Here is a 24248-nt window from a genome sequence, read left to right on the forward strand (position 1 = left end):
AAGTGGAGGTAGACTATGAGGCCTAAAATAAAAAATAGCACGATATTAATTACCGGCGGTGCGGGATTTATAGGGAGTCACTTGGTAGAACAATTAATGATGAATGAAGCGAAACAAGTCATAGTTGTTGACAATATGTTTTTAGGAAACAGAGAAAACTTATCAGACGCATTGTCCAAGGGAATGGTCTTATATGTAGATGATGCCGAATTAAAAGGCTCTCTGGAATATATAATTGAAAAACATAAGATTGATATTGTTTTCAACTGTGCCACCAAGGCATTGAATTATTCCTTTATCAATCCATCGAATGCCTATATGACAAATGTGATCGTTTTAAATAATCTGCTTGAGTTACAGAGAAAAGGAGCATTTAAAACACTCTGTCACTTTTCATCATCTGAGGTTTATGGCAGCGCACAATATGAGCCGATGGATGAACAGCATCCGATACTTCCAACTACGGCCTATGCTGCAGGCAAGGCCGCTGCTGACACCATGTTACACAGTTATGTTAACATGTTCGGTCTGGATGCGTTTATCGTCAGACCCTTTAATAATTATGGTCCTAGGCAAAATTATGAAGGCCCTCTATCAGGAGTAATTCCTGCAACGATTATGAAATTGTTAAATGGTGATGCTCCGGAAATCCATGGAACCGGTCTACAAAGTAGAGACTATATTTATGTAGTAGATACAATCGATTCTATAATCAAGGTTTATGATGTGATTAAACGTGGAGATTGTGTAAATATTGCAGCCGGTAATCACATTGCAATTAAAGAAATTATCTTAAAAATATCAAAAATCCTCAATTATAAAGGTCCTATTTTATATAAAGATTGTCGACCGGCAGATGTAGCCTGTCATCATGCAGGTAATCAAAAGATCAAGTCGATGATTGATTTTAATTTAGTGGATTTTGATGAAGGGTTATTAAAAACGGTGCGATGGTATAAAGAAATATATAACAAGAAGGAATGTTCTTAAATGATAAAATTAATAAAACCTTATATTACCTTTCAAGAAGTTGAAGAAGATTTCAAAAGAATATTTGAATCAGGAACTTTTACCAAAGGAGAATATGTAAACAAATTCTTACAGGAAATAAAAACTTATTTAGGAGTCGATCATGCCTTCCTGACCACCTCTGCGACTACAGCATTGTCAATGTGCTTAAAATCACTCGGAGTAGGATTGGGAGACGAGGTGATCGTATCCGACTTTTCTTTTCCGGCAACCGTAAATGTTGTAGAGGATATCGGAGCGATGCCAATTTTTGCGGATGTGGATCAGGATACTTTCAATATGAAATCGGAAGAACTAGAAAGGAAAATAACCAAAAAAACAAAAGCAGTCATATTTGTGGATGCGTTCGGAAACCCAAGCGGAATATCTAAAATAAAAGGGATATGTGAAAAACATCAAATACCGTTGATTGAAGATGCTGCTTGTGCCATCGGGAGCAGTGAAAATGGAGTCAACGTAGGTAAAATCGCAGATCTTACCTGTTTTAGTTTTCATCCTCGGAAATTGCTTACGACTGGCGAAGGAGGAGTGATTACAACCAATAAGAAAGAAATCGCGGAAATTATGAGTGTTAAATTAAACCATGGAGCGATTGTCCGAGATGGAATAGCTGACTTCATTAATTATGGATATAATTACAGACTATCGGAGCTTCAAGCAGTAATGGGAATAAAACAATTAAATAAATTAGAATCAATTGTGAAAAGTAGGAACAGTATAGCTGACGAGTATAAAAAGAGACTCCATCTTTTAGGTTTTAAAAGGCAAAATTCGCTGGACAATGTGATTCATAATATTCAATCCCTCGTTTTTATGGTTCCCGAAGGGATGAATAGAGATCATTTAATCGCTTATTTATCGGAAAATGGAATTGAATCCACAATAGGAACGTATTGCCTGAGCAATACTACTTATTATAAGAACAAGTATAATAGTGTTCAGCCAATTGCAAAATATCTTGAAAAAAATACCGTAACTCTTCCTTGTTATGATAACGTGGATCACAAATATATTAGCAACATAATAGAAAAATATGTGAGGACTCTCGAGGATTAAGCAGTCCAATGGGCTGGCTGCCGATTTCTTCTATTTGAAAACACCCGTCAAGGCTAAATGAACGCTTCGTGGCCTTGACGGGTTTACGGTCCTGGACAACTACTCCAGCTATTTTCGGACAACCCGTCCCATCCTCTTTTGGACATTATGTGGTACGTAGTTATCTTAAGCGATCATTCGCTAATAGACTCGAGGAGGGCATACTATGAAGGTAGTTGTTTATACTTCATTATTTGGTAATCATGATTCCGTTAAAGAACCCTTATGTATAGATAAAAGTGTGGATTATATTCTGTTTACGGATGACCCGAGCATAAAGTCTGAAAATTGGACGATTAAAGTATTGGAAAAACAATTTGAAAGCCCAAGAAAAATGGCTCGCTTAATCAAATTGTTATCTCATAAATTTCTACCAGAACATGACCTAAGCATTTATTTGGATGCAAATTTTAAATTAAAAGCAAAAGATATTTATGAGATGATATTGGAATGTCTAGAGGGCCAAGATATTGCCTTATACAAGCATCCAAGACGAAACTGCACCTATCAAGAATTAGAACACTGTTTAAAAGTCAACAAAGTAAGCACCGAAATTGCGGACCGTGTAAAAATAAAGTATCTAAATGAAGGATTTCCTCGTGATTATGGATTATTTGAGAGTGGATTTATTATTAGAAAAAACACGGAAAAAATAAACCAATTGAATGAACTTTGGTGGAACGAAATCGCTACTGGAAGCGAACGAGATCAGTGTTCTCTAGTGTTTTGTCTGTGGAAATTGGGAATCACTGCAAATGAAATCAAAATTGGCCAACAAATTCGTATAAATCCCTATATCATTGGGTATAAACATAAAAATAATTCATAATGCGAGCACGATTTTCTTGCGATCGGACGATGCATTACCATTAACTGAACGCGTCCACTCGTCCCCATAAACCTTTTCTTGAATATATTTTGCAGACCGTTTAGGTATTTTAATTAAGCATAACAAAATTTAACGCATATTATTATATGAGACTATTTTGGAAGGGGAGTAAAAGTGGAAAAAAATCCGATTAAGATAACATTTATCCCCAAAAGAAGGCCTTTTATAAAAAATGCCACATCAAGACTTCGGGCTTTATATCTAATAGATCATCTTCAAAAGTTATTTCCCAACAAGTATATAGCTAATATTGATGATCCGGAGAATGCTGACATTATTGTTGTGAATCAATCCGCTTCACAAGAAAATTTAATAAAAATTCTAAATCAAAAAAAGAAACGAAAGGTTTTTCTCATCTATGATGTGGTAGGACGGCAGTACGATGATGCCAGAGAATCATTTAACCAAGTTGCGCAGCAAGCTGATTTAATTACTGTTGCAAATGAAACTCAAAAAGCGCGGATAGAGGAATTGAAGCTAGGTAAACCTTGTTGCATTTTGAATGATGGTATCGATTATGTTGAACAATTGAACCCTTCCCTTTCACCGTTTAACGGAAAAGTAGTTTGGTTTGGTAATCACCAACTAGGTAATTTAGAATCAGCAATGTGGGCAATTGATTATATATCCGTGCAACCTAAATATTCAATAGGTGTTATAGGCAATAAAGAAATTAAATTAGACAATGTTGAGTTAATAGAATGGAAATATGAAGGATTTATTAATAATCTAAAACGTTATAGTCTATGCTTTTTGTCTCACGATAGTTTGGAAAAACAAAAGAGCAATAACAGATTGCTAGTGACGATTGCAAATGGTATTCCCACAATTGTATCAAATTCTGCTGCTTATTCTGAGTTACTTCGTAAGTTCAAGTTAGATTATGCCATTGTCGAAAATGAAAATGAATTACAAAAGGCTCTTTCCATCCTTAGTGATGAGGAACAAAGACAAAAGTATTTAAGTGAGATACAGCCTTATATTTTAGAGAACTACAATTATAATACTGTAGCAAAAAAGTTTGATCAGATATTAAATATCTACTACTTAAAAGGTGTATAAGAGGTGTAATTAATGTCCAGAATTGCCGTAGTAGGTACAGGTTATGTTGGTTTAGTGTCGGGAGCAATCCTGTCAGACTTTGGCCATAAAGTTACATGTGTTGATATTGATCAAAACAAAATTGCTCGTTTAAAACAAGGTATTATTCCCATATATGAGCCAGAATTAGAAACAATGGTCGAAAAAAATTATTATTATAAACGACTATATTTTACAACTAATATCCAGGATGCTGTAGAAAAAAATGACATTATCATCATTGCGGTTGGAACACCGCCAGCAGATGACGGAAGTGCTGATCTTCAATATGTTCTTACTGTTGCCGAGAGTATAGCTACTTACATGAATGGATATAAGGTGATTGTCAATAAGTCGACTGTACCCGTAGGAACAGGACAAAAAGTCAAGTCACTGGTGCAAGATGCTCTAAACGAAAGAGGGGTAAACTATACTTTCGACGTAGTTTCAAACCCTGAATTTTTAAGAGAGGGATCTGCAGTTAGAGACTTTACTCATCCCGATAGAGTAGTTATTGGTGCTGAAAATGAAAAAGCTATCAATCTAATGAAAGAAGTATATCGAGTCCTATATATCAATGAAACTCCTTTTGTCATAACGAACATTGAAACGGCAGAAATCATTAAGTACGCATCAAATGCCTTTCTTGCCATGAAAATTACCTTTATTAATGAAGTAGCTAATCTTTGTGAAAAGGTGGGGGCTGACGTTCAAAAAGTAGCTAAAGCAATGGGAAAGGACGGACGCATCTCCCCCAAATTTTTACATGCAGGTCCTGGTTATGGAGGAAGCTGTTTTCCAAAGGATACCAGATCTCTCGTTAAAATTGCCACGGATTGCGGTGAACCTCTCTCTTTAATAGAAGCTACTATAAAAGCTAATGAAAGACAAAAGCTTAAAATGGTAGATAAGATCGTGGATGCTCTGGGTGAAGTTGAGGGAAAAACTATAGCGGTTCTAGGGATTACTTTTAAACCTAATACAGATGATATGAGGGAAGCACCTTCATTAGTCATCTTACCAGAATTAGTGAAGTATGGTATAAAGCTAAAGGTATATGATCCAAAAGGACGTGAAGAAGGTACATGGCGTCTTCATGACATAAAAGATAACCTGATTTGGTGTGAAGAAACTTACGAGGCTATTACAAATACGGATGCTACTTTGATTCTCACTGAATGGAATGAATTCAGAAACCTGGATTTTGATAAATATGATGAACTAAATAGTGGAAAGTATTTCTTTGATTTTAGAAATATTTACGATAAACAAGAATTAACTGGAAAAGGATTTAAATACTATGGTGTAGGTGTGTAAAATGAATTTAAAACCTGTAGATAGCACAAAAACATATCTTGTTACAGGTGCAGCCGGCTTTATTGGTATGCACCTTTCTAAAAAGTTATTGAGCATGGGTTGCAAAGTAATAGGATATGACAACATGAACGATTATTATGACGTGAACCTTAAACTTAGCCGTTTAAACATATTGAAGAACTTTGATCATTTCACTTTCCATAAAGCAGATTTAATTGACAGGGACTATCTTGAAAACTTGTTTTCAAAAAACAACATTGATATAGTAATCAACCTGGCGGCACAAGCAGGTGTAAGATATAGCATTGAGAAACCACATGTTTATATACAATCCAATATTGTGGGATTCTTCAATATTCTCGAGATGTGTAGACACCACAAAGTAAGCCACCTGCTTTATGCTTCCTCAAGTTCTGTGTATGGTTCTAATCAAAAGATACCATTTTCAACAGAAGACATGGTGGATCAACCCGTTAGTTTATATGCAGCTACAAAAAAGTCTAATGAACTAATGGCACATACTTATAGTCACCTTTATAAAATACCTGCAACCGGATTGCGTTTCTTCACAGTTTATGGTCCGTATGGAAGACCTGATATGGCATATTACTCTTTTACAAAGGCTATTATTGAAGATAAAATGATAAAAGTATTTAATAATGGAGATATGTACCGGGATTTTACTTATATTGATGATATTATTGAAGGTGTCACTAGACTTATAGAAAACTCTCCTGCAATATTTAATAAAACCTTACCCTACAAGGTTTATAATATTGGGAATAATAAACCTGAAAAATTAATAGATTTAATTCAAGCGATTGAACATTCAACTGGTAAAAAAGCGATTAAAAAATATTATCCAATGCAAGCAGGGGATGTGTACCAAACCTATGCTGACATAAAAAATTTATTTGAAGATGTAGGCTTTAAACCAAATACATCAATTGACGACGGTATCAACAAATTTATAACCTGGTATAATCAATATTACAATCAAGTGGACATGAATTAGGGAATTGACTTATGTGTATTCTGTCAATTCCCTTTTTCTTTATTATTTAATATATTATCGAAAAATTGATACTGCGAAAGACTTGCTTTTTCTATCGAATAATTTTTAGCAGTTTCTATTCCATTTAAGAAAAATTTATTTCTTATACTTTTATTTTCTACTAAATAACTTATAAAATGAATAACCTCTTCATTATTAGCAGTATCAACTAAAAAACTGTTGTATCCATGTACCGCATATTCATATATTCCTCCTATCTTTGGAAGGATAGTAGAGCAACCAATTGCCATTGCCTCTAATCCTGAACGTCCAAAAGCTTGATAAGTTGATAAATCAATAAAAATATTGGAGTCTTGTAAAAGCTCTGCAACTTGTTCCCTATGGAGTATCCCCTGATTTTTAAAATCAAAATTCAAAGGAACATTTAAAGAGTTCAATTCATTATCAGAGCAACCAAATATAGAAATTTCTATTTTTGAATTATATTTTTCTTTTATCGCTTTCAACACATTCATTGTTTCTTTAGGCGATCTTCGAGGAGTTTTTGGCCTGACCATTGCCACAATATGAACAACATCTTTTTTACTATTATTTATTGTCACTGCAGGTTTAAAAAGCATGTTGTCTAAACTCGGAGCAATTTTATAAACCTCAATTCCATGATTTTCTTTTATTATATTACGGATCCAATTCGTTTTGGCAAAAGCATTATTATTTAGAATTAATGTATAAGATTCTATCGCTTCTTTATACCAATGATGATCTTTATCAAACATCAAAGGTTCATAATCTTGTATATAGTAGGAGGGTTTTATATAGGGGTGACATTCGATGATGTTTTTTAACATTTTCACCGTTGTAAATACGGTAGCTACTACGATGTCAAAGTGTTGAGAAAGGCGAATTAATTCATCTTGATTTTTATAATAAACACAAAATTCATCAAAATTTAAGTATTTTTCAGAAAATGGAATCTTATAGTTAAGATTGTTGGCTATTTTTGCATTTACATTCAACGTACGAAGTCCCATGGTTTCCTGTACAACTGAGTGTGATCCTCCATCTCCTCCTTTTGTTGGCAAAATAAATAAAATCGAGATATTACTTCTTTTTAACTTTTCACCGTTTTCTATCGTATGTTCAACTTTTTCCCTCAAAGTGTTTAGTTCCTTATTTTCTTTTAAAACTGTCATACAATCTCTTATTTTTTTACTGGAATACTTTCTGCAAATTAGCTTATCTGCTTGTTTTTTTAACAATTTTTTTTGGTCACTCGTGTAACTACTAGATTTATAATGATACACGTAACAATCATCGGCTACTTTTAGTTTGAAGCCAGCATTTTTTGCTCGGATACAATAATCATTTTCTTCGCCATATCCTTCCGAAAAAGTCTCCTGATCAAAATAACCAATTTTATCTATAACCTCTCTTTTAACCATTAAACAAAATCCATTTAAAAGTGGAACTTCTGGATAACATTTATCTGACCGGTTTTCCACTAAATTTGACATTTGTTCCAAGTTCATTTTTTCTGGGAGTGAATTTTTTGCCCAATCATTTTGTTCAAACAATTTTGGTACGGATTGCCAAGAAGCTGCATTTGAAAGAGGACCTGCTATACCTACAGCTTTCTCAGATTCCATACATGCAATTAGCTTTTCTAACCAGCGAAGTGTAACGATTGTATCACTATTAAGTAACACACAATATTTAGAAGATGATGCCAGCAACCCTATATTAGCGGCAATTGTATATCCTTGTGCATAATCATTTCTAATAAGCTTACAATTATAGACTTCAGCATATACCCTTAAAAATCTACTTGTTTCCTTGTTACTGCCATCATCAACTATAATAATATTAAAGGTTAATGTTCTCTTAGCAATTAATGACTCGAGACATACTTTTACTTCCTCTAAAGCATTATGCACACAAATGATTACATCAATTTCTTCAGTATTAGTTTCATTACGTTCATCATTACTTATTAGATTTTGATTATTCAGTCTGTCTTCTTCTAAAATTAAACTTATTAAGCCCGGTTTTTTTTCAGTCATTCCATTATTCATATTCTCGTAAATTTGTCTCCTTGTTCTAGCATAATCCCAAATTCTAACATTAGTAATTTCACCAATAAAAAAACCGTAATTACTCAGACCCCCGATTATCCCTGAGGCAAAAACATTTGTTTTCAGGCTTTTCAAACCCATTTTTCTAATCTCACCATTAATAAAAAGATATGGGGTTTTATCACGATAAACAATTGCAATGTGAGTCCAGTCAGTAATACTTGTTTCATATACTAAAGTAGCTGGCAGATGATTTGCTGTATGTTCAAAAACTGAAACACCATTCGTCCCTACTGACACTCCTGTTCCAGCAGACTCATTGTCGCCCCCATAACCAGCTGCAATAACATACCTTTGATCTGAAATACCTGAAGCACCTATAACTGACTCTTTTCTAATTTTATGAGTTGCTTCAGGCTTAACCCAGAATTCATATGTGAAGTTATTCTTTACTTCCTTAAATATGGATTGAATTGTTAATTTATCGCTACCACCGAACCTCATTTTAATATCACCCTTTTTCTTTGAACATTAGCATTGCATCGAGCTGTTCAATGTTCACGGAATACCATTTAACCGACTTAGCTATTGCCGGCACCATATTGGATTCCATGCGGAAACGGAAAGGACTCGCAAGTAACAGCTTTCGCTTAGAGAGCCCCCTCCCCGGGTGGCTCTCACTTATTAACTCAATGGCTCTATCCCACCGAAATATTCATTCTTCGTGACTTTAATACTTCGTATTGACATTAGATCAAAGATTTTTTTTGATTTGTCTCATGATCGTGAATTCTCCATTTGAAGTATTTATTATCCCTAATATAATCATCGAGAATAGAAAAAGGGGTATTATACTTCCAAGCGATATAATTAAAGCTCATCTGATCTCTTTTACTGAAGTTTTCAACTTCATTCCACCAAGCGTCCATTGTTTCTATAATTTTTGGATCCTTGTGTCTCCTTAGAATTACTCCAGTAGAAATAAGGCCATTATTTTCTGGATATCTCTCTTTTTCATATCTTTCAGCTTGGGCAAGAATGACATTTTTGTCATCTTTGTTTCTCCGTATGCAAACTTCTGCTTCTTGATATATACAGTTCCTTCCATCAGAGTGCCTAAAAAAGACAAGTGAAGATTCCTTCAAATAACTTTGCAGCAACTCGTGTAGATCTCCAACGATAGTAATATTTGCATCTACCCATACACTGTAGTTATAGTCTTGAAAAAACAAGTGAGGTTGTATTTTTACATATCTTGCCTTTCTTGTTGAATCAAGATTCTGACGCGGGAAGGGTATTATCTTCCAAAAATTTGATTTTATATCCGGATTATCAGTGAAGCATACATAATCAAATTTATCGGATTTATACTGGGGTTCATATAGATTGTCATAATTAGCTGTGATAGCAGTATAAACGACAACTTTATTTTTATTAATTTGACCGACTGAAGTACCTACATTAGATTGATATAATATTTTGTTTTGCTCCATTAGTAAATACCTCCAGTGTGTTTGCTAATCTAAAAGTGTACCACTTACACAGCGTCTGCTAACGCAAAAGTTCTGAGCCAGGTACCTGTTATGCTGAATGAAGCTCAGCAACCTGGAGGAGAATCTCCGATCCTTACAATGTTAGGTTTATCTATATTTTTAAAGGCATTTCTTGTATCTATAATTAAGTTGGAATTTTCCGAAATCTCTTGGTAGTTATAAACATTATGGTTTGTTAATAAGATAATACAATCAAAATTACGAAGATTTTGATGATCCAATTCAATGGAATGTACAATATTTCCTTCATTATCTGTAAACTGGGTTGCATAAGGATCATTGTATTCAACTAAAGCGCCCATTTCTTTTAATGTATGATAGATAGAAAGACTAGGAGATTCCCGTAAATCATCAATATTCGGCTTATACGCCATGCCTAGTAATAATATTTTAGAGTTTCTGACAGATTTATTAACATTATTAAGTGCTATTTCAACCTTATTTAACACATACTCCGGCATATAATGATTTATTTCATGTGCTAATTCTATGAAACGGCTATAAAAGTTTAATTCTCTTGCTTTCCATGATAAGTACATAGGGTCAAGAGGAATGCAGTGTCCTCCAACACCAGGGCCAGGAGAAAATGGCATAAAACCAAAGGGTTTTGTACTCGCCGCTTTAATTACTTCCCATATATTTATTTCTAATTTTTCGCATAACATCGCCATTTCATTAATGAATGCAATATTCACACTGCGAAATGTATTTTCTAAAAGCTTACTCATTTCGGCTATCTTAGGGGAAGAAACAGTCACAAGTGATTGAATGGCATCCTTATATAACAAGGTTGCTATTTCAGTACATAATTTTGTTTTTCCTCCAATTACTTTTGGTATGTTTTTTGTATTATATTTTCCATTACCAGGATCTACTCTTTCTGGGGAAAAACAAAGAAAATAATCCTCGCCAGCTTTATATCCTTTTTGGGTCAATTCATATTCGATCAATTCCTCTGTTGTACCCGGATAAGTAGTACTTTCTAAAATAATGAGTAATTCTTTATGCATATATTGTTTTATTTCTTCAACTACTGATTTTATAAACGACATATCCGGGATGTTATCCTTTGTTAAAGGAGTAGGAACACAAATGTTAATAGAATCTAAAGATGAAATTACTGAAAAATCATTTGTAGGAATAAATTTTTTACTGTTTATCACTTCGTGTAAATCTTCTTTATTTACTCCTGAAATATAGAAATCCATGTTCTTTAATCTACTGATTTTTTCTACATTAATATCAATTCCATAAACTTGGTAACCTTTTTTTGATAATTCAATTGCCAAAGGCATCCCTACATAGCCAAGTCCAATTACGCCAACTTTAGCCTTTAGAGAAATTAATTTTTCTTTTAAATTAGAATATGGTGAGGTCTTCTCCAATTCTAAAACCTTCCTTCTTTCTACATTTTTTTACTTATAATTACATTATTTTTCAGCTAAAATGGATGGAATGGACTTCGTGATATAACAGGCTTATTGTAACTAGCCATGATTATGGATACCCTTGTCAATCAATATCGCCCCCCTAGTGCTGTATACTTTCATACTATGTATTGATAATCAAAACGTAATAGGATATAAGACTAATTTAGCGTGTGAATTAGTCTCATCTAGTTCTCATCTTAGGACGCTAAAAAAATTAAACCTGGTTAAATACCGCAAAGAAGGAAAGCTGGCGTTTTACTCGCTGGTAGATGAACATGTGCGGCAGCTGATTCAGCTTGCTTCTACACATAGTCAGGAGGTGGGGACAGTTGGAAAATAATACACAAAACGAAGTTGAAGAAGGACTGATGGAAGTCAAAGTTACGGGGGGAGGGGGGGATTTTGGGAACTGGAAGAGCGAAAGCATCCGCCCGAAAGCTTTCCGAAGGAAAGCTCGCATCGGAGCATATGCTGTCTCCTGATTTTATCCGCTAGAAGCGGTATAAATCAGGAAATCCGGAGACAACAGCGGCTGGATGTCCAAAACATTCGCCGTAGTTACGGCAATTTAGGATTGAACCTTCATCAGCAAATGATCGATTCGATGTTGAAAGGTATGTGAAGTCACAACGCGTTTTCTTGCTTTTACAGCAATTTGTTTGCGTTCTTCGTCATGTGCAATATAATAATGAATCTTCTCAAGTAAATCATTTTGATCTTCGAAAGAAACAATTTCCTTCCCTTCCTCAAAATGCTTTACCAACTCTTCTTTAAAATCAATAAGTTGAAATGCTTCGCAACTGGCAGCATCAAAGGTACGGTTGTTGATACTTTTGGCAATAATGCCCATACGATTCTTATTGTATTTCTCATCAGAAGGGCGGTGGATATTTAGAACAATTTTTGAACCATTATAATAATTCACAACTGTTTCAGGCTTTACCCAGGCATTCACTAAATTTAAATCTCGATTTAAATTTTTCATCCATTCATTATTATGCTTACCCCACCCTCTCCCAACGATTTGAATTGAAAAGTCAGTTCTCTTTAACAAAAATTCAATAAGCTCAATTCGATTACTATAGGGTACTCCTACTAAACAAATATCACTAGTATACTCTTCAGAGACTAGCTTGGAATGAAATATTTCCGGATCTGTTCCTAGCGGAAGATGATAAACATATGGATGCCCAAGTCTTTTATATTGTTCTAATGCAGCTTGATCGATGGTGAAAATGTAGTCAAAATATGTGCTAAGCGGAAGGGTCCAATCCATATAATAAGGATCTTCCGTCATCCAAATGGCTGATTTTACTTTTGTTTGTTTTAAGAATTCTAGTATAGGTTTGGAGATTTTCAAACCGGCCATTGCTAAAATAAGATCTGGCTGCAAAGATTGTTTCATAAGTTTTAATGCATTTAAACCCTTATTTAATATGAAAGGTTCACAGTAGTGACCTGCATTCTGAAATGCTTCTACTACACTTTGTTCAAAAAAGTAATAAACTGCTCTAAAACCTGAAGTAATAAAAAGAATTTTCATTTTCTTCCTCCCTTGTAAATTCGAGAATTTTTGTGTAATAGGACATTGTCACAAACATTAAATAAAATAAGCCATATGATGAGTAATAAAATAAGTGGAGGTGAAAATATGGCACATGCCTTAGTTGAATTTGCTAGAAGCATCCAGACAAATTTAGACAATGGAGTTATTGTTCCAATAAATGCAACATCAACGTTGATCTTAGAATTTGGTATTAATGTTCCAACTGCAACCAACTTTGTAGAACTCATTACTACAGTAGGTTGGCAGGTGACAAACGTTTTTGCTACACCACCAGATCAACCAACACTCTTCCTTCAAATCCTCCTAGATGGAGTCGTTGTTGGTAGTACTGAGCAAGAGTCCATTTCAAACGATGAAGATGAACCGCTTGTAATGACCACAACGTTCCAGACAATTCTTACGAATATTTCAGTAGGATTTCATACATTTCAAGTGTTTGCTTCAAATCCAGAGGATCTCCAGGGAGATATTACTATAACTGGTCCAGTCAATATTACTGCAAAAGTATACGCACCTGCATAAACTTATTAAGCTTCTTAGGCTGACTCTGTGTAGGTATGTAAATTTTCAGCAATGTACTTTTTTTATGAATCAAAGTAAAAACTCCTTTGTAGAAGTCATACCTTCTACTTTAGGAGTTTTTTGCAGATGAAAAGAAATGATTCAAAAAAAAGAACCTATAATATACTATTCACCTAAATAGCTACGAATGCTAAAACAGTTGAACATGAAACAGATTAGATTATGTATTTGCAAAATAATTAGGAATAGTATACTCTTTCCACTTTATACAAGGTATGCTCGATAGTTGGGCAGAGATCGGCATCTTCTTTGTGAAATTTAACTCGAAAATATAAACTTTTCAAAAAGTTCTTTATATTATTTTTTTGCTTAAAGGCAGGGAGAAATTCTGTATTTTTCACCACATTACCAAAGCTTTGAATCCATTGCTCTACATAGGTCTGACTAAGTATTTTTCTATTTAAAACACTAATTATGGAATTCACCATTCTCTCATCTTCCCCATCGGAGTAAATTCGATCTGTTGTGGTCATCTTTTCGTAAACCAAATCGAGGATGGTTAAGAGGTCATTTTTATCTAGTTCGGAACATTGAGCCAAATCGTCTATAGCATCTGCTGCATGGGCTATGGCATGAGCCCAGCCTTTTTCTTCGTCATATCCACGGTAATCTCGCTCTTCTTGTATATTGTAAAATACTTTCTCTTTTATCTGCTGAATTTGCTCTCTTGAGAGAAATGGTGATTCTCTATGCCTCATGAGGAGGAGCGGTATAACTAGCATAGAGAAAGATCTAGTGAAGACGGAGTCTGTATTTGTTTCACCAAGCTTAAAAAGCAAATGGTTGCTATCCAAAACCACTGGTAGAAGTAGTTCTAGTTCGTTTGGAGTTAGAGAATTACCAGGAATCCAATGTGATAAGGTCGTATAAATTAGCTCATCACGCAGCTCAGCATCCAAAGAACCGATGTTATTTATCATTTCTTGTATCAACTGGAATGGATCGGGAGGTGCTTGGTAGCCATTTTCTTTTATTAATATTAACTTTTCTTTTAAAATCATTTCACACGCTCCTACTAGAAATTTACCGAACTAACTTTTTTTAAGGGTTTCTACCCTTACTATAAGGTACACACAGGATCAGATACAATTCCACAATAGAGCGACATCTTTCTAAAGTGAACTATACCCAGCCTGCCAACCTACTGTATGATTATAGGGACATGGAAGTTGGGTATACAACTACGTAAGCTTTTATGTTAGTGAGTATCCATCTAATTTCTACAAAATAAATATTTCGGAGTGTGAAAAATGTTTCACTCGTATCTCTTTCCAATTTCCTATGCCTTTTTAACTTTTCCGCTTGCAGCTTTGCTCTTCACATTGCCCTTTTTAATCGTGCAATACCGCAGACACGGCTATATCAACAAAGTTAGGGCGCTAATGTTGTATTTGCTGCTGCTCTATCTAATGAATGCTTTCTATCTGGTCATGCTGCCGCTTCCCGCTTCCCGGCATAATTCCCTACCCTCATTTAACGAGATCCAGCATATTCCGTTATATTTCATTCAGGATATAGTAAAGGACTCCAACTTTTCAATAGATCAACCGGCAACCTCTCTCTCTATATTAAGCGAACCTACCTTTCTCCAGGTAGTATTTAATATGGTGCTAATGCTGCCTTTCGGGATGTTCCTTAGCTACTATTTCCGTACACGCTGGGTAGTGTGTATTCTCTTGTCTTTTGGAATCTCCTTGTTTTTTGAGATCACGCAAATTACGGGCATTTACGGTTACTTTGATTATCCCTACCGCGTATTTGATGTTGATGATCTAATCATAAATACCCTCGGTGGAATTATTGGGTTTCAAATCGCCAGTTGGATTTCCGGTTTACTTCCACGTATCGAGCACTTGGATTCAAAAGTAGATCTGTCTGCTAAAAGGATCACTTATACGAGAAGGGGAATTGCTTTTCTACTCGATAGCAGTATGTGGATAGCAGGGTTACTCCTGCTCTATCCCCTGCACATTAGAGGGGCTTTCTGGATCGCAACTGGTATTTATTTCATGCTGATTCCATATCTGACCAACGGTCGGACGCTGGGCAAATGGATCGTGCGCATTCAACTAACAGGCAGCAGTCCAAGAATCTCATTAGGGAGTCTTATCGTGAGGTATGGTTTGCTGTATTGGGTGTTGTTCGGGCTGCATACACTTCTATTTGAGCCGTTCGTAATAGACAATCTTTCTGCGGCATTAACCCTGATCCTGCAAATCCTGGTGCTGCTTATCGATTCTTTATTCTTAATCCATCTGATTTCACGAGTACTCACCAAAAACAATCAGCTGCTTTACGAACGCTTAAGCCGTACCTCACATGCCATTTCGTGGCCGGAGCAGCAACTTATCACAGATTCAGATACATTAACTAAACCAATTGACGGGTAAGCGAGAATTTAATAACTTAAATTAATTTTTACATAGTGTACAAGGCATAAGTTGTTATAAAATGGATAATGTGAAATTCTTCATAAGGGGATGAGATTATGACAACTGTAAGTGCTAATCTTCAATTACCAAGAAGCCAACCGGAAGAACAAGGTATTTCATCATCAGCAATATCCAATTTTCTTAATTCGGTACAGAGCAATCATTTGGGGCTGCACAGCTTCATGCTCCTTCGGCATAGTCACGTTGTGGCTGAAGGCTGGTGGGCACCGTATAAGCCTGAACTGCCGCATATGCTATTTTCTCTTAGCAAAAGCTTCACCTCTACAGCGATCGGCCTCGCTGTTGCCGAACACCTCCTTTCGCTCGACGATTTAGTGGTTTCTTTCTTTCCTGATGAAACTCCTGAAGAGATTTCCACTAACTTAGCCCAGATGAAGGTCCGGCATCTATTGATGATGGGCACAGGCCATACAATAGATACGACAGATTCCTTACGTCAAAGTGAGGATGGAAATTGGGTTAAAGCATTTTTCGGGGTTCCCGTGGAACAGGAACCAGGAACTCATTTCCTTTATAACACCGGAGCCACCTATATGCTGTCAGCCATACTCCAAAAGTTCACTGGTCAGACGCTGCTGGATTATTTAGAGCCACGACTGTTTACTCCACTGGGAATACAGAATGCAACTTGGGAATCCTGTCCGCGTGGAATCAACACTGGAGGATTCGGCCTAAGCATCACTACCGAGGACATCGCCAAATTCGGCCAGCTATATTTGCAAAAGGGTAGCTGGAACAACCAGCGGATCGTGTCCGAAGCTTGGATCGAAGAAGCCACTTCCAAACAAATCTCCAACGGAGATGGTGGCGATAATGATTGGGCGCAAGGCTATGGCTATCAGTTCTGGCAATGTCGTCACGGAGCTTACCGTGGTGATGGAGCCTTCGGACAGTTCTGTATCGTCCTGCCTGAGCAAGATGCCGTTATAGCTATCACAAGTGGCACAGGTGATATGGGGGCGATAATGAACGCTGTCTGGGAGCATCTGCTGCCTGCAATGCTGCAAGAGCCGATATTCCTACCAGACGACAAACGGGTCTCAGACCTAACTGCCCAATTAAGCGCTTTGTCAATCGATCCTCCCCAACAACAGCCGTCTTCACCGCTAGAGGAAGTCTTGGAAGGCAAACTGTACAAACTAGATGATAACGAACAGCAATGGAGCTCTTTCTCTATATCTTTCAGCGAACACGAATCCATTATTACTTTACACAATAAACTTGGTGAGCATATCATTCATGCGGGTCGTGGTACTTGGGTGGAGAGCTTTGCCAGTGTGCTTGACAGTACAGAGAATCGCATCATGTCCAGCTTTACATGGACAGCGGCGGATGTGCTCCAACTGACACTCCAATATATTGAGACCCCCTTCAACTTCATCGTCGATATCAAGATCGAGGAGAATACGATTGTTCTTACGCAGCGAGTCAACGTTGCCTTCGGTCCGCTTGAAGCGGAAATGATAATGGGAAGAGCTTAATCACCCACTCAACCTCGCAACAGACAAAAAAGGCCGAAACCCTTTTCCCAAGGTTTCGGCCTTTACTATACAGAAGCGTAGAATTAGATACTTAAGGTTAACACTATCGGGCAATGGTCACTCCCCATAATGTTGCAATCGATCGTTGCGTCCGTCAATGAAGTTGCAAGCCTTGTTGATGCTAGAAAGTAATCAATCCGCCAACCCACGTTCCGTTCTCTGACCTTTAGCATATAGGACCACCAGGTGTAGGCACCCTCTAGTTCCGGGTTAAAGTGTCTGAAGGTATCGATGAACCCAGCATCCAGCAATGTGGTCATTTTACCTCTTTCTTCATCTGTAAATCCAGAGTTCCCCCGGTTAGGCTTGGGATGCTTCAAGTCGATTTCTGCATGAGCCACATTCAAGTCTCCGCATACGACAACCGGCTTAAGCTTATCCAACTCCAATAAATAGGTCCGGAACCGGTCCTCCCAGTCCATTCTGTACTCCAGTCTCGACAGATCGCGTTTGGCATTAGGGGTATACACATTCACTAAATAGAAGTTATCGAATTCCAATGTGATAATTCTACCTTCAGCTTCTGCATCCTCTTCCAAGCCATATCTTACGGAAAGCGGTTTGATTTTGGTGAAAACAGCGGTTCCCGAATACCCCTTTTTCAGCGCATAATTCCAATATTGATGATAGTCGGCTGCCTGCTCCAGATTAATCTGGCCTTCCTGAAGCTTTGTCTCCTGCACACAAAATATATCGGCATCGCTTTCCTTGAAATAATCATTAAATCCTTTAACTACACAGGCCCTAAGACCATTTACATTCCAAGATATCAATTTCATCATTCTTATCTCCTTGCTGTTTACTAAGATTTATCCCATTTTAGCATAATATCAACAGATTGGTTGACCTATCCATGATACAATATCAGAATTGGCTCAAATAATCCTATGAAAATACGTGAGGTATAACACGCTTATGAAAGCACCTAATCTATTACGCGGCTTTAACTTTTTATATTTTGCATTGCTGGCTATGTTTATTCCCTTTCTGCCCGTCTACTTGGACGACCAAGGCTTAAATCCGGCACAGATTGGCTTCATCATGGGTACAGGTGGTTTTGTAACGATTATTGCCCAGCCCTTATGGGGAATGATCAGCGACAGAACCAAAACCATCCGTAAAGTGCTCTTAGTCCTGCTGCTGTGCTCCGCAATAACCGGTTATCTGTTATATGACTCCACCAGCTATGTACTGCTTATATTATATGCTATGCTGCTCTATTTTTTCTTGATGCCGATTGATCCACTCACAGAAAGCTTGAACTTTCGGATAGCCGAGGCTTCCGGGATCAGCTATGGCTCAATTCGTACCTACGGTGCGCTTGGTTATGGTGTAGTCGCACTGCTTACTGGATACGTCATGTCTTATTTTGGCGCGCACAGTCTGGCCCTGCTCTTCGCTGGAATTGGCTTACTAGGCTTTCTGGTAAGCTGGTTTATGCCGGATGCTCCCGTTACAGGGAAGCCCGTCACACTGAGCAGCCTCAAACATTTTTTAAGCAATAAAGAGACACTTCTCTTCCTGCTGCTTGTTTTTATCAGCTCCGTTCCGGCACGGATGAATGATACTTTTCTCGGTGTATATATCCGTGAACTTGGCGGGAGTCCCGAGCTGGTCGGACAATCCTTTTTCCTGGCAGCAAGCAGTGAGATTGCTGTATTTGCCTTAAGCTTCTGGTGGCTGCGCAAGGGCAAAGAGCTAATCATAATAACACTCGCCGGCGCTTTTTATTTCATCCGCTTTTTCCTCTCAGCTTGGATAACTGATCCTCACCTGCTGGCTTATCTGCAAATCCTCCAATTGCTGACCTTCCCGATCTTCTACTCGGCAGCGATTCAATACCTGTACAGCATTGTGCCCGAGGAATGGCGTGCCACAGGCCAAACAGTATTGGCCCTGCTATTCTTTGGGGTATCCGGTATTATTGCCTCTTATGCGGGCGGTGCCCTTTATGAAGCGCTTGGGGGGCAGACCCTGTTTCTGTCTATGTCCGTCATGTCTTTCCTAGGGATGGTTTTCGGCCTGATTCTTCATCGTCTTTATGGCAGGAAATCCTCCAAGATAGGGTCATCCGTATAGTAGTTCTATTAAAATGTGCTAACTTCCTATGTCATTCGTTATCCCAATAATAGAATTGCAACATAGAATATCCTATCAAAAGAAAAGGAGGTCGTTACTATGGCTATCTTATTACCCGAACAATTCTTCAATTTAGCACCCAATGTTGGTAAATCCTACTACGAGAATTTGGCAGGCGGGATTAATGCTGCAGTTACTGTAAATAACAATTCTCTCAATCCAGTATCTCTGGTTCTTACCGTTGTTAATGCTCCAGTCGTGACTTACGTCATCCCAGCATTGAACAGTCTAACTATTGCTGTTAACGCACTTTTAGTCGCCGCTCTGTTATCCGGTGCTGGCGCCGTGTTTGGCACCATTGAAGTTGCTACCTCCGATTTCTAATCTAATACCAGAGTATCCCTCCTCATACTCACTATTAGGAATCCCTCTCTGAAATAAGGCTGTCCCAAGGGCTCTATGCAGCGCCTGCCGGGACAGCCATTTTTTAATTCTCATTACAGAGCCAACTTTATAGTCTTAAATGTAAGTCACACAAAAAAATACGAGTGCCAACGTTTTGGCGCCCCGTATATTTCTCGAAGAATAGATTAGCCACCAATCGCAATGGCAGTGAAGGTAATTGGACCGATAACCCTTGCCGTAGAAGCTGCATTACGGTTTTCAACAATTAATTGATAGTTTTGGGTTCCAAGTGGGGCATGTTCGATCATTTGCAAGGAAACGAGCGAGTATTCATCCACACCATCAAATGCGTCCCCCGCCAGTGCATAGTAGATTTCCGTACCTGCACGCCATAGACGGACAATTATTTCTGGTGCGCCACTAATAGAACGATAACCGAAAGTGGCATTCAATTCCACTCGGTTGGTTGTAGAGGCAGGATTAGCAGGATCAATATACACTGAAGTAGTTGCAATGGATACACCTGCTGGACTAGTGGGTATCGGAATATTCACTCCATTGGCAATGGGTGTCACTACAGTAGCATTATAATCAATAATAACTTTAGTCATTTCTTTCATCTCCTTCTCATCGGATACTCTATTCTATGAGACCTCAGAGAAGCTGCTTGGACATTCAAGCACAATCAAAAACAATGTATAGTAGCAGGAGGATTAACATGAATCACCATATCAACGTTTTAATAGAGCGTATGCATGCGAAAGTGAACCCGCAAGAGGCTACAGCCATGTCCGCTTATATGCGTGACCAATTTCCTTTTCTCGGAATCAAATCACCACTGCGCAAGGAACTACTTAAGGAATTTCTGGCGCAGCATCCCCCGCAAAAAGAATGGGTTTCTGTACTTTGGAACCTGCCGGAAAGAGAATACCAGTATTCGGCCTTGGATATTTTGCTTAAAATAAGAAAACAACTGAACCCGAATGATCTACCACTGATAGAGAGTTTTATTACCAACCGTTCCTGGTGGGATACGGTAGATCTTTTGGCCGCTAATGCTGCCGGTTTCCTGCTGCTTAAATCACCGCTTTTGCAAGAGGAATTTGGAGAGAAGTGGCTCCATTCTGATAACATGTGGCTTAATCGGACTGCTATTCTGTATCAGCTGCATTATAAGCAGGATACGAACGAAGAATTACTATATCGCTATATTCTCACACACGCAGCATCTTCAGAATTTTTTATCCAAAAAGCCATCGGTTGGGCACTCCGGGAGTATTCGAAGATCAATCCCAGCTCCGTTAAGAACTTCATTGAGAATGAAGAGCTAAAACCTCTTAGCAAACGGGAAGGTCTGAAATGGATCAGCAAAAACAATTAAACCTCAAATTCGTCAGCCTAAAGTATATTGCTCCATCAACTGCTTAAGTTTAACTTCCGTATTCGAATCCCCACTGGGAGTATAAATACTGCAGCGCAAATCCGCACTACCATGTACCTGCAGCGAAGTCAGATGAAATAGCATCTTCCCCGCCTTGGCATGCCTGAATTCGAGCACAACATCCGGAGCAGAGCTTACTTGGCTTTGCTCCCACAGCTCGTTGAAGTCAGGATGACTATCCTTCATTTCCCGAATAAAATCATCGTACCAAACATCCTCCACATACTGTCCGTAATACGCTCTGAAAATAGACAAATACCCACTGACGAACTGTTTCCAATTCACCGCCAGCCGCTGAAATTCCTTACGTACAAACAAAAGACGAATCATATTCCGTTCCTCTACCGGCAGCATGGCAAAGTTCAGAAACACATGAGCCGCCGCCTCATTCCAGCCCACGATTCCACAGCGGCGGTCGGATATGATCGTTGGACAATATTTAAGCTCCTTCAATATCTTTTGCAATGATGGACTGAGTACAGAGAATTCCGCCTGCTGAAAAGGTGCAATACCCGGGCCAGTCTCTAGTGCTAGCGCAAACAGATACTTACGCTCATCCTTGGTCAGTTGAAGTGCTGCTGCTACACAATCCAGAACGGATGAGGACACTTTGATATCACGTCCTTGCTCAAGCCACGTATACCAGGTACTGCTAACTCCGGCAAGTTGTGCGACCTCTTCTCTTCTTAAGCCCGGTGTCCGTCTGCGGGTGCCCTCCGGCAGTCCTACGGAGCTTGGGTGTATGGCCGCTCGGCGTGCTTTTAAGAAATCCGATAAAGCTTGAAGCCTCGTTTGATTAGACATAAATGAATATCCTGCCTTCCTGATCCAATCCATGGTCCTTAGTATAGTACTAATTATACTAGTATAAACTACAACTTGTAATAGGATAATAAAAGTGAAAAAATACACTTATATAAGGGTTTACGAAGTACATTCAGGGAGTATAGCTCCATAAAACTTGGCTGATGCTTTCGAAGTAAGTTTTGCGAAGATTATCAAGAAGCATATGCTATCAAAACTTGAGCTAATGCTTACGAAGTGTTTTATTGCGATGTACATTCGGGGAGCATAGCTCCATAAAACTTTAGGAGGATCAATATGGAACGGGTAGTCATAACGGGTATGGGATTGATATCGCCGCTTGGAAATACTTTAGAACAATTTTGGGATCGGCTAGTTAAAGGTGAGTCGGGCATTTCCCCAATCACTTCATTTGATACATCACATTTTAAGACCAAGATTGCCGGAGTCGTACATGACTTTGATCCCGAGGCCCGCTTCGGCCGCAAAGATGCCCGCCGGATGGACCGGTTCAGCCAATTCGCATTGGCGGCCGCAGAGGAAGCCTGGGCGCATGCTGGACTCCAGCACGACAAGATCGACCATGAACGACTGGGTGTATACGTTGGCTCCGGTGTAGGGGGCATTCAGACCTTAATGGAGCAAGGTGATCTGCTGCGAGCCCGGGGACCGGAGAGAATCAGCCCAACCTTGATCCCTATGCTTATCTCCAACATGGCCGCTGCAATGATCAGCATTAAGCTCGGTGCCTTAGGCCCGTCCATGTCGCCGGTAACGGCCTGCTCTATCGGAAATACGGCTATTGGTGAAGCCTTTCGGCTAATCCGTTATGGCGGAGCGGACATCGTCATAGCCGGAGGCTCCGAGGCAGCGATTACCGAGATCTCATTAGCCAGCTTTGGCAATGCTACTTCTCTTTCTACCCGCAATGATGAGCCTACGCAGGCGAGTCGCCCTTTTGACGGCAAACGGGATGGTTTTGTGATCGGTGAAGGCGGTGGAATTGTTATCCTGGAGTCGCTCTCCCACGCTCAAGCTCGAAACGCTCGCATTCATGGAGAAGTGATTGGCTACGGCGCTACCTCTGATGCCTATCATATGGTCGCCACACATCCTGAAGGAATTGGCGCTTATCAGGCTATGAAACTGGCACTACGTGAAGCTGGGCTGCAGCCTACGGATGTAGATGTCATCAGCGCCCATGCCACAAGCACCCTAGTCGGAGACCGCTCCGAAACACAGGCGATTAAGAAGCTGTTTGGCGAAGACGCCAGCCGTATTCCCGTTACAGCCAATAAATCAATGACTGGACATGCACTCGGAGCAGCTGGAGGCTTGGAAGCTATTGCTTTGATTAAGAGCATTCAGGAAGGCGTTATCCCTCCTACCATTAATCAAGAAGAGCCAGATGCCATCTGCGATCTGGATTATGTACCGAACATTGCACGGAAAGCCGATCTCAACATAGGCATTTCCAATTCTTTTGGCTTTGGTGGGCATAATGCGGTTATTGTCATTCGCAAATACGAATAGCTCGCAAAAACCCCCGAGATCAGCTGATCTCGGGGGTTTCGACCTTATTTTGTCATTCAGGCATATACTTCTTCAAAAGCCTTTTCTACCTGGGGCAGAATAGTATCCCACTCGGCATCAGAGGTTTTACTTACAGTGACAAAATCTCTGATTCCAAAGATGTTATCAATCCCTTCAATAGCTAAAAGAGCAATCGCCAAGGGATGTTCTGTGGCATCCCCACTTTTTAGAGATGTGCTTGAGGGACCTTCAAAAATAGTTTGATCTGTGTTGATTTTGATCGAATTCGGGTTCGGTGTATTCTGAATATTAATACTTATAGCCATGTGATCACTCCTTCATTTGCTATTGTACCATCTTTGA

22 protein-coding genes are annotated in these 24248 nt (G+C 38.7%); 13 read left to right on the plus strand and 9 right to left on the minus strand.

What is annotated here, in order from left to right; genetic code table 11:
• Positions 1-15 precede the first annotated feature (15 nt).
• From GJB61_RS04970 to GJB61_RS04995, 6 genes are all read left to right on the plus strand, one after another.
• The gene (locus tag GJB61_RS04970) at positions 16-990 is read left to right on the plus strand and encodes an NAD-dependent epimerase/dehydratase family protein (protein WP_154117382.1); all 975 of its coding nucleotides are present in this window, start codon (positions 16-18) and stop codon (positions 988-990) included.
• A complete protein-coding gene (locus tag GJB61_RS04975; protein WP_154117383.1) occupies positions 991-2085 on the plus strand; it encodes a DegT/DnrJ/EryC1/StrS family aminotransferase in 1095 nt (364 codons plus the stop codon).
• A gap of 205 nt (positions 2086-2290) precedes the next feature.
• Positions 2291-2953, plus strand: coding sequence for a glycosyltransferase domain-containing protein (locus tag GJB61_RS04980; protein ID WP_154117384.1), 663 nt, complete (start codon positions 2291-2293; stop codon positions 2951-2953).
• 174 nt (positions 2954-3127) lie between these two features.
• Entirely contained in the window at positions 3128-4075 is a 948-nt protein-coding gene (locus tag GJB61_RS04985; RefSeq protein ID WP_154117385.1) for a glycosyltransferase, read from the plus strand.
• A gap of 12 nt (positions 4076-4087) precedes the next feature.
• Positions 4088-5410: a UDP-glucose dehydrogenase family protein gene (locus GJB61_RS04990; protein WP_154117386.1), complete on the plus strand. Its 1323-nt coding sequence runs from the start codon at positions 4088-4090 to the stop codon at positions 5408-5410.
• A 1-nt stretch (position 5411) separates the two neighbouring features.
• On the plus strand, positions 5412-6425 hold the full coding sequence (locus GJB61_RS04995) for a GDP-mannose 4,6-dehydratase (protein ID WP_154117387.1): 1014 nt from the start codon (positions 5412-5414) through the stop codon (positions 6423-6425).
• A 23-nt stretch (positions 6426-6448) separates the two neighbouring features.
• Here GJB61_RS04995 and GJB61_RS05000 read toward each other — a convergent pair whose 3' ends face one another.
• The 4 genes from GJB61_RS05000 to GJB61_RS05015 form a co-directional block, all read right to left on the minus strand.
• Positions 6449-9001 (minus strand): glycosyltransferase, encoded by a 2553-nt coding sequence (locus GJB61_RS05000; RefSeq protein WP_154117388.1) that lies wholly within the window; start codon positions 8999-9001, stop codon positions 6449-6451.
• Between the two features lie 245 nt (positions 9002-9246).
• Positions 9247-9990: a glycosyltransferase domain-containing protein gene (locus GJB61_RS05005; RefSeq protein WP_154117389.1), complete on the minus strand. Its 744-nt coding sequence runs from the start codon at positions 9988-9990 to the stop codon at positions 9247-9249.
• Positions 9991-10094: 104 nt separating this feature from the next.
• Positions 10095-11435, minus strand: a complete 1341-nt coding sequence (locus tag GJB61_RS05010; RefSeq protein WP_154117390.1) for a nucleotide sugar dehydrogenase — start codon at positions 11433-11435, stop codon at positions 10095-10097.
• A gap of 613 nt (positions 11436-12048) precedes the next feature.
• Positions 12049-13023, minus strand: coding sequence for a CgeB family protein (locus GJB61_RS05015; protein WP_154117391.1), 975 nt, complete (start codon positions 13021-13023; stop codon positions 12049-12051).
• Positions 13024-13131: 108 nt separating this feature from the next.
• Here GJB61_RS05015 and GJB61_RS05020 point away from each other — a divergent pair, with 108 nt between their 5' ends.
• A complete protein-coding gene (locus GJB61_RS05020) occupies positions 13132-13569 on the plus strand; it encodes a hypothetical protein (protein ID WP_154117392.1) in 438 nt (145 codons plus the stop codon).
• Between the two features lie 239 nt (positions 13570-13808).
• Here the strand turns inward: GJB61_RS05020 and GJB61_RS05025 are convergent, their stop codons facing one another.
• Positions 13809-14630, minus strand: a complete 822-nt coding sequence (locus GJB61_RS05025; RefSeq protein WP_154117393.1) for a DUF2785 domain-containing protein — start codon at positions 14628-14630, stop codon at positions 13809-13811.
• Between the two features lie 249 nt (positions 14631-14879).
• Here GJB61_RS05025 and GJB61_RS05030 point away from each other — a divergent pair, with 249 nt between their 5' ends.
• A complete protein-coding gene (locus GJB61_RS05030) occupies positions 14880-16019 on the plus strand; it encodes a VanZ family protein (protein WP_154117394.1) in 1140 nt (379 codons plus the stop codon).
• A gap of 98 nt (positions 16020-16117) precedes the next feature.
• Complete coding sequence (locus tag GJB61_RS05035) at positions 16118-17563, plus strand: serine hydrolase domain-containing protein (protein ID WP_154117395.1); 1446 nt, start codon at positions 16118-16120, stop codon at positions 17561-17563.
• Between the two features lie 83 nt (positions 17564-17646).
• Here GJB61_RS05035 and GJB61_RS05040 read toward each other — a convergent pair whose 3' ends face one another.
• The gene (locus GJB61_RS05040) at positions 17647-18402 is read right to left on the minus strand and encodes an exodeoxyribonuclease III (RefSeq protein ID WP_154118120.1); all 756 of its coding nucleotides are present in this window, start codon (positions 18400-18402) and stop codon (positions 17647-17649) included.
• A 136-nt stretch (positions 18403-18538) separates the two neighbouring features.
• Between GJB61_RS05040 and GJB61_RS05045 the strand changes: the two genes are divergently transcribed.
• Together GJB61_RS05045 and GJB61_RS05050 are read left to right on the plus strand one after the other, a co-directional pair.
• Positions 18539-19702, plus strand: coding sequence for an MFS transporter (locus GJB61_RS05045; RefSeq protein ID WP_154117396.1), 1164 nt, complete (start codon positions 18539-18541; stop codon positions 19700-19702).
• A 99-nt stretch (positions 19703-19801) separates the two neighbouring features.
• A complete protein-coding gene (locus GJB61_RS05050) occupies positions 19802-20086 on the plus strand; it encodes a hypothetical protein (RefSeq protein WP_154117397.1) in 285 nt (94 codons plus the stop codon).
• Positions 20087-20292: 206 nt separating this feature from the next.
• On the opposite strand, the gene GJB61_RS05055 is transcribed toward GJB61_RS05050, so the two are convergent.
• The gene (locus GJB61_RS05055; RefSeq protein WP_154117398.1) at positions 20293-20718 is read right to left on the minus strand and encodes a hypothetical protein; all 426 of its coding nucleotides are present in this window, start codon (positions 20716-20718) and stop codon (positions 20293-20295) included.
• Between the two features lie 107 nt (positions 20719-20825).
• On the opposite strand from GJB61_RS05055, the gene GJB61_RS05060 reads away from it, so the two are divergent.
• Positions 20826-21488 (plus strand): DNA alkylation repair protein, encoded by a 663-nt coding sequence (locus GJB61_RS05060; RefSeq protein ID WP_154117399.1) that lies wholly within the window; start codon positions 20826-20828, stop codon positions 21486-21488.
• 12 nt (positions 21489-21500) lie between these two features.
• On the opposite strand, the gene GJB61_RS05065 is transcribed toward GJB61_RS05060, so the two are convergent.
• Positions 21501-22352 (minus strand): helix-turn-helix transcriptional regulator, encoded by an 852-nt coding sequence (locus GJB61_RS05065; RefSeq protein ID WP_154117400.1) that lies wholly within the window; start codon positions 22350-22352, stop codon positions 21501-21503.
• Positions 22353-22649: 297 nt separating this feature from the next.
• Here GJB61_RS05065 and fabF point away from each other — a divergent pair, with 297 nt between their 5' ends.
• Positions 22650-23885, plus strand: a complete 1236-nt coding sequence (gene fabF, locus GJB61_RS05070) for a beta-ketoacyl-ACP synthase II (RefSeq protein WP_154117401.1) — start codon at positions 22650-22652, stop codon at positions 23883-23885.
• Between the two features lie 56 nt (positions 23886-23941).
• Here fabF and GJB61_RS05075 read toward each other — a convergent pair whose 3' ends face one another.
• Positions 23942-24211, minus strand: coding sequence for a NifU N-terminal domain-containing protein (locus tag GJB61_RS05075; RefSeq protein WP_154117402.1), 270 nt, complete (start codon positions 24209-24211; stop codon positions 23942-23944).
• Positions 24212-24248 lie beyond the last annotated feature (37 nt).

It is taken from the genome of Paenibacillus monticola, assembly GCF_009664975.1.
In the GTDB taxonomy this organism is placed as follows: domain Bacteria; phylum Bacillota; class Bacilli; order Paenibacillales; family Paenibacillaceae; genus Paenibacillus_AQ; species Paenibacillus_AQ monticola.

Coding starts and splice junctions, on each gene's coding strand:
- GJB61_RS05050 (WP_154117397.1), top strand. CDS start 19,802: ATGGCTATCTTATTACCCGAACAATTCTTCAATTTAGCACCCAATGTT.
- GJB61_RS05015 (WP_154117391.1), bottom strand. CDS start 13,023: ATGAAAATTCTTTTTATTACTTCAGGTTTTAGAGCAGTTTATTACTTT.
- GJB61_RS05075 (WP_154117402.1), bottom strand. CDS start 24,211: ATGGCTATAAGTATTAATATTCAGAATACACCGAACCCGAATTCGATC.
- GJB61_RS04975 (WP_154117383.1), top strand. CDS start 991: ATGATAAAATTAATAAAACCTTATATTACCTTTCAAGAAGTTGAAGAA.
- GJB61_RS05000 (WP_154117388.1), bottom strand. CDS start 9,001: ATGAGGTTCGGTGGTAGCGATAAATTAACAATTCAATCCATATTTAAG.
- GJB61_RS04970 (WP_154117382.1), top strand. CDS start 16: ATGAGGCCTAAAATAAAAAATAGCACGATATTAATTACCGGCGGTGCG.
- GJB61_RS05055 (WP_154117398.1), bottom strand. CDS start 20,718: ATGACTAAAGTTATTATTGATTATAATGCTACTGTAGTGACACCCATT.
- GJB61_RS05020 (WP_154117392.1), top strand. CDS start 13,132: ATGGCACATGCCTTAGTTGAATTTGCTAGAAGCATCCAGACAAATTTA.
- GJB61_RS05045 (WP_154117396.1), top strand. CDS start 18,539: ATGAAAGCACCTAATCTATTACGCGGCTTTAACTTTTTATATTTTGCA.
- GJB61_RS05035 (WP_154117395.1), top strand. CDS start 16,118: ATGACAACTGTAAGTGCTAATCTTCAATTACCAAGAAGCCAACCGGAA.
- fabF (WP_154117401.1), top strand. CDS start 22,650: ATGGAACGGGTAGTCATAACGGGTATGGGATTGATATCGCCGCTTGGA.
- GJB61_RS05065 (WP_154117400.1), bottom strand. CDS start 22,352: ATGTCTAATCAAACGAGGCTTCAAGCTTTATCGGATTTCTTAAAAGCA.
- GJB61_RS05030 (WP_154117394.1), top strand. CDS start 14,880: ATGTTTCACTCGTATCTCTTTCCAATTTCCTATGCCTTTTTAACTTTT.
- GJB61_RS05060 (WP_154117399.1), top strand. CDS start 20,826: ATGAATCACCATATCAACGTTTTAATAGAGCGTATGCATGCGAAAGTG.
- GJB61_RS05025 (WP_154117393.1), bottom strand. CDS start 14,630: ATGATTTTAAAAGAAAAGTTAATATTAATAAAAGAAAATGGCTACCAA.
- GJB61_RS04980 (WP_154117384.1), top strand. CDS start 2,291: ATGAAGGTAGTTGTTTATACTTCATTATTTGGTAATCATGATTCCGTT.
- GJB61_RS05040 (WP_154118120.1), bottom strand. CDS start 18,402: ATGAAATTGATATCTTGGAATGTAAATGGTCTTAGGGCCTGTGTAGTT.
- GJB61_RS05005 (WP_154117389.1), bottom strand. CDS start 9,990: ATGGAGCAAAACAAAATATTATATCAATCTAATGTAGGTACTTCAGTC.
- GJB61_RS04995 (WP_154117387.1), top strand. CDS start 5,412: ATGAATTTAAAACCTGTAGATAGCACAAAAACATATCTTGTTACAGGT.
- GJB61_RS04990 (WP_154117386.1), top strand. CDS start 4,088: ATGTCCAGAATTGCCGTAGTAGGTACAGGTTATGTTGGTTTAGTGTCG.